Origin of the sequence: Streptomyces sp. WZ-12, assembly GCF_028898845.1 — a bacterium.
Classification (GTDB): domain Bacteria; phylum Actinomycetota; class Actinomycetes; order Streptomycetales; family Streptomycetaceae; genus Streptomyces.
Map to the genome: position 1 here is coordinate 6,936,697 of NZ_CP118574.1, position 14,666 is coordinate 6,951,362.

A 14,666-nucleotide genomic window follows, 5' to 3' on the forward strand; every position below is an offset into this window, starting at 1 on the left:
CGATTCTGAGTCGATACGCAGGCGCTGCGGGCGGGCGACCGGGGTGGGGTGACGAGCAAGCATGCCGAACAGAGATGGTTGGCAGGGTGAGGTGCTGCGCGATCTGCGAGCCGACGCGCAGCGGGGTGCACAGGGCTCGGGCGGGCAGGCGTACAACGTCCCCGGGCCCGGTCTCGGCCTCCCCGCGGAGAGCAGCCAGGCGCCGGATGTTGTCGGTGGGGCTGGTGTGCCCCAACAGGCCGGCTACCCGCACCCCGGACAGGAGCAGCAGGCGGGCCACCAGGGCAGCCGGTCGCAACAGGCTGGCCACCAACACCAGTACCAGCAGCCGGCCCTGGCCGCGCACGCCCCGAACTCCCCACCGCACGCTGCGTCCAGCCCTCAGCCCACGGTGGAGGAAACGGCGGTCGACCTGGTGCGGCGCAAGCCGCAGCGCGGCGAGTCCTCCGCGGTACGTGCCGCGCGTGCGCTGCGTCGCGCGCTCTCGTCATCCGCCGCGCGCGAGGTCGCCGAGGTCACCCACACCGCCGCGGTGCTCCAGCAGCCCGTGACGACCGGTCGGCAGATCGCCGTGACGTCCATCCGGGGCGGCTCGGGCAAGTCGACCGTCGCCGCGCTGCTGGGCACCACGTATGCGCACTACCGTCAGGACCCGGCCCTCTTCCTGGAGGCCGATCCGGCGCTGGGCTCTCTCCCACTGCGGCTTGGTGCCGCGTCGCAGCGGTGGACCACGGGAGATATCGCGGACATCGTCAAGCCGGACATGTCGCTGCTCGACGTCACCGGCTATCTGGTCCAACTGCCCAACAACGCCTGGCTGCTTCCCGCGAGCCTGGGTCAGATCGGTGCGATGCTGGACAGCCGGGCGTACGAGCGGGCCGTGGTGGCGCTGCGTCGCTACTTCGGCGTGATGGTCATCGACTGCGAGACGCTGCCGGCCGAAGTGGCCCGGGTCGCGCTGGCCGCCGCCCATAGCCGGGTGCTGACTGCGCCGGCGACGCCGGAGGGCGTCACCAGTACGTACTCCGTGCTCCAGTGGATGCAGAAGCTGCCCCGACAGGTGATCGCCGGCACGGTCGTGGTGCTCTCTGAGATGATGCCGCGCTCGGGACTCGATCTCGACGAGGTGGCCCGACGACTCAAGTCCACAGGGGTAAGCGTCCAGATCCTGCCGTACGACCGGCACTTGGCCGCCGGCGGGCCGATCCAGACCGAGTTCCTCGCCGCCCCCACTAGAGAGGCCGCCGCGCGTATCGCCGCGGACGTCTTCCAGCTCTCCCAGACACGCTACTGACCGCCATGCCGTGCCCGACCGTGAACACCGGACGGCGAACCGTGAATGACGGACGACGACGATGAGTACCCGACTGATCCACCGCCCGGCCCGGACCACCCGGCCCCCGGCCGCCACCGAGGCGCGCGTCATCGAGCCGCCGCCCAATCTCCCTGAGGGCAAGGCGGGCAACATCGCGATGTCGCTGCTGCCGGTGGCCGGCGTGATGTCGTCGGTGGTGATGATGACGGTGGTGCGCAACAGCCAGTTCGCCGGGCTCGGCGCGATCATTCTCGTCGTCACCATCATGGGCACCATGGCGCTGGCCTTCTCCCAGCGGGGCAAGGCTCAGCGCGCCCGTCGCACCCAACGCGAGGCGTATCTGGCCTACTTGGAAGACCTCCGTGAGGAACTCTCCGCCGAGGAGCGCGGGCGTCGCGAGCGCGCCGAGATCCTCAACCCACCGCCACCCGCCCTCTACGACATCGTGCGGGAACCGGCCCGCCTGTGGGAGCGCCGCCGCGCTGACAGCGACTTCCTACGTGTACGCGTGGGCACCGGCGACATGCCCGTACGGGAGTTGCGGATCGGGCAGCAGGGTTCGTCGGTGCTGACCCCGCCCGACCGGTTCATGCTGAACGAGGCATCGGCGCTGATGGCCCGCTTCCGCACCGGCACCGAACTGCCCCTGACCGTCCCGCTCGACCGTGTCGGCAACGTCAGCGTCATCGGCCCCCGCGAGGACTGTCTGCGCGTCGCGCGAGCCCTGCTCGTCCAGACTGCTGCGACGCACGCTCCGGACGACGTGGCCGTGGCGCTCGCGGCGCCCGGTGAGCGGCTGGCCGACTGGGAATGGGCGAAGTGGTTGCCGCATCTGTTGGACTCCGAGCAGTTTGACGGCCCGGTTGCGGCGCGCCGCATGGCGCCCTCCTTGCCCCAACTCGCCCGGCAGCTCGGCCCGGAGCTGCGTCGCCGTGCCTCCTATGCCGCCGAGGTGCGCCGCGGCCTGTCCGGCAACGACGCCCTGTCGATGACCTCCCGCCTGCTCGTCGTCGCCGACGGCCACGGAGCGGACGCCGTTGACCTGCCGCGTCCCGACGAGGCGGTTGGCCTGCGCGACATGGGCATCACCGTCCTGCACCTGCTGGAGCAACGGGTCCAGGAGCCAAGCCAGGTCGGAGTCCGGATCACCGTCAACGGCGGCCAGGTGGTCATCGAGGACCTGCGTGGGCAGGAGCCGATCGGCGCCCACGGCATGGCGGATGACGTCAGCATTCCGTTCGCCGAGGGGCTGGCCCGGATGCTGGCACCGTTGCGCCTGTCCGCCGAATCGCTCGCCGACGCGCCCCTGACCGGCCCGATCGACTTCGCCGGCCTCGTCGGTATCGACGACGTGGCGCGCCTCGACCTCCCCCGCCTGTGGGCGCCGCGGAGCGAACGTGCCTTCCTGCGCGTACCGATCGGCGTCAACGACGCCCACGAGCCGGTGCTGTTGGATCTGAAGGAGTCCTCCGAGTTGGGTATGGGCCCGCACGGTCTGTGCGTGGGCGCCACCGGCTCCGGCAAGTCCGAACTCCTGCGCACCATCGTCCTAGCCCTGGTAGCCACCCACCCGCCCGAGGACCTTTCCCTGGTCCTGGTCGACTACAAGGGCGGTGCGACCTTCGCGCCGTTCGCGGACCTGCCGCACGTCGCCGGCGTCATCACCAACCTGGAGAACCAGGCCGGCTTGGTCGAGCGGGTCCATGCCTCGCTCGCCGGTGAGGTCAAGCGGCGCCAGCAGGTCCTCAAGGACGCCGGCAACGTCGCCGACATCGGCGACTACACAGCCCTGCGCGCCAGCCACCGCCCTGACCTGGAGCCGCTGCCGCATCTCTTCGTCGTCATCGACGAGTTCGGTGAACTGCTCACCGCCAAGCCGGACTTCATCGACCTGTTCCTGTCCATCGGCCGCATCGGCCGCTCCATCGGCGTCCACCTGCTCCTGTCCAGCCAGCGCATCGAGGGCGGCCACCTCAAGGGCCTGGACACCTACCTGTCCTACCGGCTGGGCCTGCGCACCTTCTCCGCGGATGAGTCCCGCACCGTCCTGGACACCACCGACGCCTTCCACCTCCCACCCCTGCCGGGCTTTGGCTACCTCAAGGTCGACACCAGTCACTACGACCGCTTCAAGGCCAGCTACGTCTCCGGCCCCTACCGCGGGCCCGTCCAGCACGACGAGAACGAGGACACCGGGCCCCTCGCCCTCCCCTACGAGACCTTCAACTCGGCAACCGCCGCCCAGAATGCTGAGGCGGCTGAACCGACGATGCGGCGCCGCGATGCCGGCCCGACCGAACTGGCCACCATGGTCGAGCAACTAACAAACACGTCCACCGCCGTGCGCCGCATCTGGCTGCCCCCACTGCCCCATGCGCTCCCCCTGGACAGGGTCGCCGGCCCCATGGAGGTCGGCGCCCGCGGCACACAGCTCACCGGGCGCCGCGGCCCGCTCGAAGTCCCGCTCGGTCTGCTCGACGATCCCACCAGGCAGTGGCAGGGTCAGTGGTACCTGGACCTCACCGTCGCAGGTGGTCACGCCGCCGTCATCGGCGGCCCCCAGTCCGGCAAGACCACCCTCCTACGCACCCTCGTCCTCTCCCTCGCCCTCACCCACACCCCCCAGCAAGTCGGCATCTACGGGCTCGACCTGGTCGGCGGCGGCCTACAAGCGCTCTCCGGCCTCCCCCACGTCGGCGGCATCGCCAGCCGCGCCGACCGCGAACGCGCCGCCCGCACCGTCGAAGAGGTCCGCACCATGCTCGCGACCCGCGAAGACCTCTTCCGCGACCACGGCATCGACTCCCTCACCCGACTCCGTAACCTCCACGCCGCTGGCCGACTGCCGCAGCTGGCCTCCGCCGAGATCGTCCTCGTCATCGACGGCTTCGGCGCGCTACGCGACGACTTCGAGCAGCTGGACGACGACATCACCGACCTCCTCAAACGCGGCGGTGGTTACGGCATCCACGTGGTGGCGGGCATGCTGCGCTGGAACGACGCCCGCATCGCCGTCCAATCCAACTTCGGCACCCGCGTCGAGCTGCGCCTGAACGATCCCAGCGAGTCCTGCATCGACCACAAGCTCGCCGCGACGCTTTCACCCGACGAGCCCGGCCGCGCCCTCACCGATGGCAAGCTCTTCGCCCAGGTCGCCCTGCCCCGCACCGACAAACTCACCGACACCACCGACCTGGGCGCGGTCCTGGAACGCACCACCCGCACGATCCGCGCCACCTGGAGCGGCGACGTCGCCCAACCCGTACGCGTGCTACCGCACCTCCTGGAAGCGAACCTCCTGCCGGGCCCGGTCGCCGAACCCCACCAGGTCCCCCTCGGCCTGGACCAGACCGCCCTCGAACCCGTCCTGCTCGACCTCTTCCAACACGACCAGCACCTGCTGATCCTGGGCGACAGCGAATGCGGCAAGACCAACCTCCTCAAGACCCTCGCCCACGGCCTCATCGACCGCTACAGCGAAGACGAGTTGGTCTTCGCCGTCATGGACCCCCGGCGATCCCTGCGCGGCGCGATCCCCGAGGAGTTCAACGGCGGCTACGCCTACAACGCCAAGCTCTGCGCGGGACTTGCCACCGGCGTCGCCGGCGTCCTGGAGAAGCGACTGCCCGACGACACCACGCGCCCCGAGGACCTCCAGCCAGGCAACTGGGGCGGTGGCCCACGCATCGTCGTCCTCGTCGACGACTACGACGTCCTGACCACCGCCGGCCAAGAACCCCTGGCCCCGTTCCTCCCCTACATCCCCTCCGCCGTCGACATCGGCCTCCACTTCGTCCTCACCCGCCGCGTCGCCGGCGCCTCCCGCGGCCTGTACGAACCCCTGGTGCAGAGCTTGCGGGAATCGGGCTCCTCGGCACTCGTCATGGCAGGCGACCGCGGCGAGGGCCAGCTCTTCCCCGGCGTCTACGCCTCTCCACAACCACCCGGCCGGGGCGTCCTCATCCGCAGGGGCCGTCCCAACCGCCTGATCCAGACCGCGTATTCCGCCACCTGACGAGCCGCAGCCCTCCTGTGCCCGAGAACGGCGGGCGGCCTCCACGCCCCGAACAACGAAGGACCCGACGACCATGACCAAGGACGTCATCGCCCTGACCCAGCGCATGCCCGACCCCTGGGCCATGCTCGCCGGACTGCTCTCCGGAGGCCCCGACAACTTGGTGGACACCACAGGCGAAGGCGCCGTCATACGCCTCTGCGACGCCGAAGGCCGCCCCCTGGTCTCCGTAGAGGCACCCCTGCTCGTCCAGGTCGAAGGCGAGGCCGAACGCCTCCTCGGAGCCACCCCACCACCAACCCCCTACTGGTGGACGGAGGCCCGCGCCACCACCGGCGTCGAGCACGCCGAGCGCCTCGCCGGCACCTTCGCCGCCCGACTGGCCACCCTGGCCGACGGCTCCGCCTGGCCGTCCGAGGCCGCCCGTTCCCTGGCCGTGGTCGAAACCGACGGCATGACTGTGGTCCCCACACCCGCAGCCGCCCAACCCACCGTCGACGTCCTCACCGACAAGGTCGCCGTCGTCATCCAGGACCGCCCGGTCATCGCCATGACCGCCTGGCTCTCCGACGCCTTCCGCACCGCCGCCACCGCAGGACTCGGCCTCCAGATCGTCACCCCACCAGGAACGACGCTCTCCCCGGCCGTCCGCGACAACCTCAGCAACTGGCCCTCCCGCTGGGTCATGCGCGACGAACGCGACGACTACTACGACGGCCTGACCGGAGCCGTACTGCGCTGGCAGGACGGCATGTTCGCCCCCGTAGCCTCGCCCGAGGCAACCGCTGAAGATCCACGCACCCCGCTGGCCGCCTCCTACCAGGACGTGACAGCCACGGACGAACGACAGCTGGCCATCACGTTCCGCGCCGTCCATCCCGCAGACGAGAGCTTGGTACTCGGCGGCGCCCTGGAGTCGATATGGCGCGAGCTGACCGGCGAGCCTCCGGCCGGATGGGGAACCGCGGAACCCGCCAACCTCCCCTTCTCACCCCGCCAAATCACCGACCTCGCCCGCGAGAGGGCGCCGGAGCCCACCTGGATCGTGGTCGTCGGCACCCCGGACCGCCCCGGCCTGGCAACCGTCCGCATCAGCCGCACGAAGGCGGGCGTGGAGGAACACGTCACGCTGATGTTCGGCTACGGTCCCGACGAACAGCCGCCCGTGGACGCCCTCCCCGCGGCCGCGGAACTGCTGGCGACCCGCCACCACCTGCAGTCGATGCTCGTCCAACTCCGCAAGGCCCGCCGCGACCTGGCGGTCCCGCCCCGCTTCGAGGGCCCGGGCGTCCCGCTCGCCTTCGTCCTCGGCGCCGAGGAGGTCCACCAGATGCCCAACGACCGCGCCCGTCACACCCCCCTGCCCCAACCGCCCATCGCCCTGGGTCCGAAGGCCCGCCCCGCGATGTACTACCCGCTCCCCGGCGACCCCTCGGACCTGTCGGGCTGGCAGGACTTCGAACGCCTCATGCGACACCTGAAAGACGAGTGAGAGCACCTGTAAACGGGGCGACGTCCTCACGACCAAGAAACCTGGAGCAGCAGGGAGACGGGCAGCGGTTTTGAGTCGTTGTCACACCCTCGTCATAGCATTGGATTGTGAATTGCACCGGTCACGCACCGGTTGATAGGCATGACCACACATACGACCGTCAAGTCGGTGGGGGGAGTCCGATGAAGTTCGACATGGGGGCGCAGACGCTCTCGACGTTGAGGTCTCAGTCGCAGGGGTCGAGCACGGAGCTGGGGACGCTGATCCATCAGCTCGTCCAGGCCGCCCAGCCGTTGGAGGGCAAGTTCAACGGTGCGGGCAAGGCTGCCTTCGACTCGTTCAAGGCGCACGCCGACGAGATCAGCACGGAGTTGAACAGCGCGCTGGCCGGGATCATCGGCGGTCAGTCGGGGATGGAGTCGGCGTTCAGCACCGGCGTCCAGGAGCAGGCCGACAACGCCCGGACGCAGATGTCGGCGGCCAACTTCGACGCGGCCCGCTTCTCCGGCCGCTGACCACCTGACCGCGACAGCAGGACTCGGATCAGATTTCGACGGGGAGGATTGTGATGGCTGCTGGCATGGACCGGCGCTCGTACGACTCGGGCGCCTCGGCCGAGGCACAAGGCAACATCCAGGCGGTGATTGCCCGCTTGGAGCAGGTGATCGCGGCTCGCGACGCGCAGGTCAAGCAGGCGATGGCGGACTTCACGGCCGACGGCGTGGCGGACGAGTACCACGGCAAGGAAATGCGCTGGAACCGCGCCTCACAGGAGGTCAAGAACATCATCCACCTCCTCAAGACGGCGCTGGAGAAGAACGACGCGACCGCGCACCAGACCCTCGCGCGCGCGAAGTCCGCGGTCGACAACATCGGCTGAACCACCCTGGCGCATCGGCGGGGGCAGGCGCAGCGATCCTCCGCAGTGCGTCAACGCGCGGCCAGCCGCAGGGAGGTGGCGGCGGCGCGCGGATCACGGGGTGGCGGAGCAGAGAGGTATGCAGGGGGCGTTCATGGCGTCGTGGGACATTCAGCCGCAGGGCGTGCAGGGCCAGTTGAGAGTCGTTGGGGCACATGCCGAGGACCTGGGCGACACCTTGAGTTCTCTCCTCTCGGACTTGCAGGAGGCAGCTCAAGCCGCGGGCACCGCCGTGCCCGGCTCGCAGGCCATCACACCACCGCACGGACCGGTGATGGGCGGGAGCACGCTGAAGGGGCCAACAGGCGTGTCCCCGTTGGCGCAGACATCGACGGGCCCGGTAGCCGCCGCACTGTCCGAGTACGCAACGCACCGACAGAACGACTTCAAGGCGATGGCCGATCGTTGCCAGGCGGCCTGCCTGGGCGCGGCCAAGGCCACCAGCGAGTACGTCCAGGGTGACCTGGAGGCGGCGCAGAACGCCCAGAACGCCGCCCGGACCGTCCGCCTAGATGCACTCAAGGACTTCGGGGGCAAGCAGAGATGAGCGACGCTCCAGTTGACCCGTCCGAGATACCGGTCTTCACCGGCGACCTGGACTTCCTCGAGTCCAAGGTGAAGTCGCTGTCCCACAGTGGCCCCAAGGTCGAGACCGCCGGCTCGGACGTCCACACGTCCTTCGGTGGCCTGTCCGCCTTCTACAAGGCACCCGAAGCAGAGCAACTGTTCGCGGTAACCAAGCCCGTAGCAGACAAGGCCCGCGACGTCGGCCACGACGTGGGTGTCATCGCCGGCGCGCTGGGCACCTACGCCAGCGAGGTCCGCCCGCTGGTCAATCACCTCAAGCAACTCAAGCAGGACGCCGCCGACTTCCGCCACAAAGCCGACTCCAGCGACGACGACTGGCGCGAAGACAGTGACCTTGTCACGGAGAACCGGGCTCGCCGCGACACGATCGCCACGGTCTGGGCCGCGTTCCAGGCAGCCGAACGCGACTGCCACGCCAAGATCGTCGGCCTGGTCGGCGGCAAGCCCCTCCACACCATCGACGCCTCCCACCCCGGCGGCTACGGCTACGACGCCAAAACCCTCACCCAAGCCAAGCACCTGCCCTGGGGCGACGCCGTCGAGGAATCGGCCCCCTGGTGGAAGGTCTGGGTTCACGCCAACGACTTCGCCAAGGGCGTCCTCATCGACGGCGCGTGGGGCGCCATCAGAGGCCTGGGCACCCTCATCGGCGTCGACGGTTGGGACGCCGCCAAACAAGCCTGGACCAACCTGGCCAAACTAACCACCACCGCCGCGCTCCTGACCGCCATGCCCGCCTTGGCTCCCATGTACTTCATGACGCCAGGACGCATGCTCCCCTCCTGGTTCCGGGACGCCCGCACCGCGATGGTGGAGACCGGCAAGGCGTTCGTCGCCTGGGACCAATGGGAATCCAACGGCCCCCGCGCCGCCGGCGCGGTCACCTTCAACGTCGTCACAGCGATCATCACCCGCGGCGGAGGCGCCGCCGTGGAGAGCGCAGGCAAGGCCGGCGCAGCGGTCAGAGCCGTCTCCATCGCCGGAAAGGTCGGCGAGGTCATTGACCCGATGACCTACGTCTTCAAGGGCGCAGGCGCCGGCATCTCCAAGATCGGCGACGTCATGGCCCACCTCAAAAACGCCGGCCACTTCGACGTCCCGAAGATCTCCGAAGGCGCCTACAGCCTCCCCGAAGGCACCACCAAACTCCCGGACGGCACAGTGCAATTGCCCAAGGGCACCGCCACCCCGGAGGGAGCCACCAAGCTCCCGGACGGCAGGATCAAACTGCCCGAGGGCACGGTCACCCTCCCGCCGAACACGGTGAAGGACCCCTTCACCGGGAAGTACGCAAGCGGCAGAGGCGACCTCTACAACGAGGACGGCAGCCTCCTCCAACGCGCCGAAGACGCCCCCAAGGGACAGACCGCCACGCCTACTACGGGCGCGAACAACCCACGGACCGAGACCCCGGTCCGCCAGGAGCAGCCGGTCCTGGCGGGTATCGGGGGACGGGGCGATGACGTCACACGCGTCGGCTCGGATATCTCCGAACCGGCCCACGCCAGCGACAACGCGGGCAGCCGCCCCATCGGCGGCACAGCCGCCAACATGCCCACCAACAGCCATACCCCGGGCACCGGCGGGCTCGACAACTCCACGAACGCCACCGGCCACACCGCTGAAAGAGGCGGCACGAGCAGAGGCCACGGAGACGGGTCAGCTGGCGGTACTGTGCACGGTCCTGTCGAGCAGAGCGGTGGCTCAGGGCATGAGGCAGCGCCTGGCTCAGGGGCTGGGAGTAGCTCGGCTGGGGGGCCGCACGAGCCGACGCCCGGGGAGGCCGGTGCCGATGAAACGCGAGGAAGCGAGAGGACGCAGGCGCCGTTGGGCAACAGCCCTGGGCGTTTGAACGAGCCGCTTCCAGAACTGACAGCGCATCAGCGGGCTGACCACTGGAGTCACCTTGATGAGGTGGAGCAGCGCAACCTTGAGAATTTCGATCACCTGCAGCGCGACCCTGACAAGAACGGCGGGATCTCAGAGCCGTCGAAGGACGAAGCCAGGGTGGGGTTGGATCTTCGCGAGCAGTTCCGAATTCCTGATGACATCCAGCGCCCCATAGAGGCTGATCGTGGTGAGTTCTACTCGCCGAGTACGGGAAAGTACTACGACATCAAGGGCGTTCACTCTGACTGGCCGCCGTTCAACAATGTTCGTGACAAGTCGCAGCCCTTCAGGGGCGCGTACAACCCATCAAACAACACCAGATGGGTCAAGAAACTTTCCGAGCAGATAGTTGACAAGGGGCGTACTGTTATCCTGGACGTCCGAAACGCGAATCAAGCAGCAATCGACGATATTAAGTCCATCGTTCAGAAGAATGGCTGGGAAGACCATGTCATCTGGTACCCGTAACGGCTGGGCACCGCGCAGGTTCCCCGCTAACCCCGTTGCTGCAGAGCGCCTACGAGAATGGCTACTCGCGACTGACGAGCGAGCACTTGACGCGGTAGGTCTCGACTTCAGCGGAGCGGACCTGTCGGGTGGCGACTTCCGCGAGTCGTGGTTCACCGACGCGAAGCTAACCAACGCAAACCTTGCGAACGCGAACTTCTATCGCGCTGACATCGAGGGGGCCGACCTTTCGGGAGCCAATCTGACTGGTTCCTCGCTAGTGCGAGCCAATCTCGATGACGCGGTACTGCGGGGGGCAACCCTTGATTCGGCAGATTTCGTGAAGGCGTCGCTCTACGGCGTGGATGCATCAGATGCAAGCTTCCGTGGCGCGCGGCTGATGGGGGCATCTTTTCTGGACGTGAGTATCTGCGGGGCAGATCTAACCGACGCGATAGTGCAGGAAAATTCTTTCCAGGTCAGGCTCAATGACAGAACGGTCCTGCAAGGATTCTCCGGATCGGTGTTTGGGCCCGTTGAATTCGTTGAGGAGGGAGGAATTCTGGAGGTCGGGGGCGGCGACCTGGAGCGTTTGATCAGGGAAAGAGGAGGGAGTGTGAACGTTATCCAACGGAAGCTGAAATCCGGAAACTGACGTGAGCGTTACCGCCCGGGACTCTTCGCATAGGACGTTGGAGCGACTGCGTGCCATCGACTGGGCCGATGACGACGCGGCATCTGATCACGCCAATTCGCGTACTCTCCTCATGCGCGAATATCTGCGACGAGCGGCTCTGTGGGCGCGCGCCTACGGGGCGGAGCAGTCCTGGCCGTTCTTCGACATTGCCGAGCACGTCGATGCCGCGCTCCAGACACCCGCCGACGTCGCAACCGAAGTGGAAGAAGTCCTGGCCGGGCTCGCCCCGACTTCGCTGAAGCGGACCTGCCGAGCTGCAATCCGGTGGGCGGCGCTCCGTGACGCCCACGACGACCTGCCTGCCGATCTGCCGGACCCCTATGAACCGCTCCTCCTCATGTACGAACGAGGTGGTGGGTACTTCCTGGAGGAGTACCTCGACCTCAATGGCGTGATGATCCGGCTCGGCAACGTGGAGAGCAACGCTTCCGCCACGCCGTTCCTCACTCTCCTCCCCACCACACTCGACGCACTCGACGCCGAAGGCGAGATCACTTATTACGCGAAGGTCAGCGAGGGCCACCCCAGGCACAGCCCGCGCGGAATCGTCCGGCGTCGAATCGACGATGGTGACACCCATGACGAAGCCTTCACCCGGAATCTCCGCTGGGAACCAACCGAATACTTCAAGCGTTACGACCTCGGTCACAACGAAGTCGACCACGTCAAGATCACAGAGATCGAGGCTGCCGCGTTCATGGAATCGGTGACGGCAAAAATCCTCGGCTCCTCTTGATCCGTCCCGCGACTGAGCCGGCGGATACGCATGTGACACGCACACTGGAAAGAGCGTCCCGCCCCATGGCTCCGTGTGATGGGGCGGGAGCATCGGCATAGGGCGTCAACTCGGGTATCCGCTCTGCGGGATCCAGAGTGGGCGGAACCGGGGAGGGCGTGGAAGCCGAGGGCTGGATCAGGCTTGAGAGTCGGTGCGGGCGGACCTTCGGACGCAACCGTCGAGGCCCAACAGGGCCCGAACACGGGCGTACTTGGCCGTCAGCCGCTCCCGGGTCGTTGTATCCAGGACGGCCAGCCGTGCCGGATCGGCGTTGTGCGCGAGATCGGATTCCTTGATCAACAGCGCGCCGGGCGTGGCCAGGATCCGTGCGGTGTACTCCTCGACCGGCTCGCCGAGCCGCTTGGTGACGGCCCGCACCATGGCTTTGGTGGCCTTGCTGAGCGCGGCCTCCGCCAGCCACTCCTCGCTCAGTGCGTCGTCCTCCACGGCATCGTGAAGCCAGGCCGCCGCGATCTGCTCCTCGCTGCCACCGCGCTCCCGAACACCGGCCGCGACCGCGGCCAGATGCTCGTTGTACGGGCGGCCGGCCTTGTCGGTTTGCCCCGCGTGTGCGCGCCGAGCCAGTTCCTCTACCTCTGCAAGCGACAGCAGTGGGCGCACCGCCTCGGGCGCGGACGGGGTCTCGTAGGAAGCCATACGGCCATTGTCGCCCAGCATCTCCCGCGCGGGCATGTGCCTCCGGAGCGGCCATCATTTCGGCAACATGGGTCACCGTCCACAAGTTACGACGGCCAGTGCGGTCCGGAGCGTGGGGGCAGCGGTGTGGCACTGTTCGATGGGCGAGGGCGAGTTATTGGCACCCAGCAGCTGGGCGCACTCCACGTGGCGTGCGGGGTGCGCCCAGCCGGTGGTGCCAGCGTCTACTGAGAGTTGTTGGCCGGCGTGGGCTCGGCCACGCGGTATGTGCGTGGCGTGTCGCTTACTTGCTCGGCGATTCCGAGGCCTACCAGCGTAGCGAGGGCGTTGGCGATGGCGCCCGAGGACTTCTCAATGACGCGGCTGATCCGGGTGGCGGTGAAAGCCTCGTCGGGGTGCGCTTGGAGGTGGTCGATGACCATCTGCCGCAGCGCTCCCGGTGCGAGTCGTCGCTTCTCGCTCAGCGGAGTGGCGGTTGTACCTACCGGTGACGTGGGCGGTTCGGTGACAGCCAGCGGCGCGGGGGGTTGGCCGCTGGCCTCGTCGTGATCGTCCTTCTGCGACGGTTCGCTCTGGCCTGCGTCGCTCCCCTGTCGCCCTGTGGTGGGGTTTGAGGCCTCGACGTCAGGTGCGGTGAGGGTGTCAGCAGGCCCTGGCTGCTCAGCTGCGGCTGTGTCGTGGGGGTCGTCGGTTTCTGAAGTCGGGGCGTGTGGCTGGGTCTTGCTCTTGCCCTCGACACTCTGCGCGGCGAGGGCGGCGGAGGTGGTCCCATCCACTGTGGCTTCGTGGTCGTCCACTTGGTGGCTGTCGGACACGGGGATGTCGTTGGTGGTGAGTTCCAGGGCGTCGGTGGCGGAGGGGCCCGGTTCGGTGTTGGCAGGGGCCGTGGCGTTTCCGGTGTCGGGAGTGAGGTGCCAGAGGTCGGGGGTGCGTTGGGGGCCGTCGTGGCCGCCGGGGATGCGTGAAGCGAGGCCTCGCTTCTCCAAGGTGGTGACGGCCTTCCCAGCGGTGGAGTGGCCCACGCCTGCGGCTCGGGCGAGTTCGGCGACGGTGGCGGGGTCGGTGAGGGCGGCCAGTTCGGTGTAGACCGCGGCTTGTGCCTCGGTCAGGCCGGTCAGCGATTCTGGGGCGGTCGCGGCGTGTGGTGTGTGGTTGCTGTCAGGGGTGGTGTCGGACATGTGGGGTCCTCGATTCCGTGTTTGATTGGGGTGATGAGGTCCCCGGCCGGGGTGGGCCGCGTGTGCAGCCGCGGACGTCCGCCGGCGCGTGCGCACCGCGTGGTTCCGGTGAACGTGGCCGTAAGCGGCGCGAGTTCATGGTTTGTGAACCCACGGGGCTTGGTGGCCGCGACCATGGACGCTCGAACCGTGGGCGAAGTCAAGCGACGGGTTTCCCCGGACGTGCCTGGTCAGAGTCGGTAGTTGCGGTCGGTGGACCGCGGGTGGGAAGAGCGACCGTGGGGCAACCCGGTCGCCGCGGGGCAGGGGGCGGTCCTGGTGGTGCGGGTGGTCGGCGATCCGGTCGGTGCCGGGGCGGGTGGGGGCGGTGGGCTTCATCCGATCGTGGGTGGGCGGTCGGTGGGGCGGGTTTGGAGCTGGTTGTGGAGTCGGCGGGCACGTTTGGAACCGACGCCGAGTTCGTTCCGCAGCCGCCAAGCGCTGACTGGCTTGCCGGTGGCAGCGCGGCTTGTGTCGTCGAGGGCGAGGGCCTGGGGCCATACGTCGGCATCGGCCGCCCCGGAGCCGGCCGGTGGGCGGTGGGTGGTCGGGGGTTGGTCGTTGGGTGTGTTGTCGCCGGTGTCGGGCCCAGTTGGGTTCCCGTTGGGGACGTCGGGAGTAGTGGCTCCGTTGGGACAGCGATCGGTTTCG

The 14,666-nt window shown here is 68.3% G+C and carries 11 protein-coding genes; 9 read left to right on the plus strand and 2 right to left on the minus strand.

Annotated elements, in window-relative coordinates:
• Positions 1 to 61 precede the first annotated feature (61 nt).
• From PV796_RS30090 to PV796_RS30130, 9 genes are all read left to right on the plus strand, one after another.
• A complete protein-coding gene (locus PV796_RS30090; protein ID WP_274916638.1) occupies positions 62 to 1,294 on the plus strand; it encodes a MinD/ParA family ATP-binding protein in 1,233 nt (410 codons plus the stop codon).
• 61 nt (positions 1,295 to 1,355) lie between these two features.
• Positions 1,356 to 5,330 carry a type VII secretion protein EccCa gene (gene eccCa / locus PV796_RS30095; RefSeq protein WP_274916639.1) on the plus strand — a complete coding sequence of 1,325 codons (3,975 nt, stop codon included), beginning with the start codon at positions 1,356 to 1,358 and terminating at the stop codon, positions 5,328 to 5,330.
• A gap of 73 nt (positions 5,331 to 5,403) precedes the next feature.
• Positions 5,404 to 6,822 carry a DUF6177 family protein gene (locus PV796_RS30100; RefSeq protein ID WP_274916640.1) on the plus strand — a complete coding sequence of 473 codons (1,419 nt, stop codon included), beginning with the start codon at positions 5,404 to 5,406 and terminating at the stop codon, positions 6,820 to 6,822.
• A gap of 182 nt (positions 6,823 to 7,004) precedes the next feature.
• On the plus strand, positions 7,005 to 7,337 hold the full coding sequence (locus PV796_RS30105) for a hypothetical protein (protein WP_274916642.1): 333 nt from the start codon (positions 7,005 to 7,007) through the stop codon (positions 7,335 to 7,337).
• 53 nt (positions 7,338 to 7,390) lie between these two features.
• Positions 7,391 to 7,702: a pore-forming ESAT-6 family protein gene (locus PV796_RS30110; protein WP_274916644.1), complete on the plus strand. Its 312-nt coding sequence runs from the start codon at positions 7,391 to 7,393 to the stop codon at positions 7,700 to 7,702.
• A gap of 133 nt (positions 7,703 to 7,835) precedes the next feature.
• Complete coding sequence (locus PV796_RS30115; protein WP_274916645.1) at positions 7,836 to 8,288, plus strand: DUF6507 family protein; 453 nt, start codon at positions 7,836 to 7,838, stop codon at positions 8,286 to 8,288.
• Positions 8,285 to 10,687: a hypothetical protein gene (locus PV796_RS30120; protein WP_274916647.1), complete on the plus strand. Its 2,403-nt coding sequence runs from the start codon at positions 8,285 to 8,287 to the stop codon at positions 10,685 to 10,687. Before PV796_RS30115 ends, PV796_RS30120 begins: the two co-directional genes overlap by 4 nt.
• Entirely contained in the window at positions 10,653 to 11,321 is a 669-nt protein-coding gene (locus PV796_RS30125) for a pentapeptide repeat-containing protein (protein ID WP_274916649.1), read from the plus strand. The genes PV796_RS30120 and PV796_RS30125 overlap by 35 nt, the downstream gene beginning before the upstream one ends.
• 37 nt (positions 11,322 to 11,358) lie before the next feature.
• The gene (locus PV796_RS30130) at positions 11,359 to 12,099 is read left to right on the plus strand and encodes a hypothetical protein (RefSeq protein WP_274916651.1); all 741 of its coding nucleotides are present in this window, start codon (positions 11,359 to 11,361) and stop codon (positions 12,097 to 12,099) included.
• 177 nt (positions 12,100 to 12,276) lie between these two features.
• Here PV796_RS30130 and PV796_RS30135 read toward each other — a convergent pair whose 3' ends face one another.
• Positions 12,277 to 12,798 carry an HD domain-containing protein gene (locus tag PV796_RS30135; RefSeq protein WP_274916652.1) on the minus strand — a complete coding sequence of 174 codons (522 nt, stop codon included), beginning with the start codon at positions 12,796 to 12,798 and terminating at the stop codon, positions 12,277 to 12,279.
• A gap of 224 nt (positions 12,799 to 13,022) precedes the next feature.
• Entirely contained in the window at positions 13,023 to 13,976 is a 954-nt protein-coding gene (locus PV796_RS30140) for a helix-turn-helix domain-containing protein (protein WP_274916654.1), read from the minus strand.
• Between the last annotated feature and the right edge of the window lie 690 nt (positions 13,977 to 14,666).

What these genes read in the sequence shown, in the direction of transcription:
- PV796_RS30090 (WP_274916638.1), top strand. Translation starts at nt 62, where the DNA reads ATGCCGAACAGAGATGGTTGGCAGGGTGAGGTGCTGCGCGATCTGCGA.
- eccCa (WP_274916639.1), top strand. Translation starts at nt 1,356, where the DNA reads ATGAGTACCCGACTGATCCACCGCCCGGCCCGGACCACCCGGCCCCCG.
- PV796_RS30100 (WP_274916640.1), top strand. Translation starts at nt 5,404, where the DNA reads ATGACCAAGGACGTCATCGCCCTGACCCAGCGCATGCCCGACCCCTGG.
- PV796_RS30105 (WP_274916642.1), top strand. Translation starts at nt 7,005, where the DNA reads ATGAAGTTCGACATGGGGGCGCAGACGCTCTCGACGTTGAGGTCTCAG.
- PV796_RS30110 (WP_274916644.1), top strand. Translation starts at nt 7,391, where the DNA reads ATGGCTGCTGGCATGGACCGGCGCTCGTACGACTCGGGCGCCTCGGCC.
- PV796_RS30115 (WP_274916645.1), top strand. Translation starts at nt 7,836, where the DNA reads ATGGCGTCGTGGGACATTCAGCCGCAGGGCGTGCAGGGCCAGTTGAGA.
- PV796_RS30120 (WP_274916647.1), top strand. Translation starts at nt 8,285, where the DNA reads ATGAGCGACGCTCCAGTTGACCCGTCCGAGATACCGGTCTTCACCGGC.
- PV796_RS30125 (WP_274916649.1), top strand. Translation starts at nt 10,653, where the DNA reads ATGGCTGGGAAGACCATGTCATCTGGTACCCGTAACGGCTGGGCACCG.
- PV796_RS30135 (WP_274916652.1), bottom strand. Translation starts at nt 12,798, where the DNA reads ATGGCTTCCTACGAGACCCCGTCCGCGCCCGAGGCGGTGCGCCCACTG.
- PV796_RS30140 (WP_274916654.1), bottom strand. Translation starts at nt 13,976, where the DNA reads ATGTCCGACACCACCCCTGACAGCAACCACACACCACACGCCGCGACC.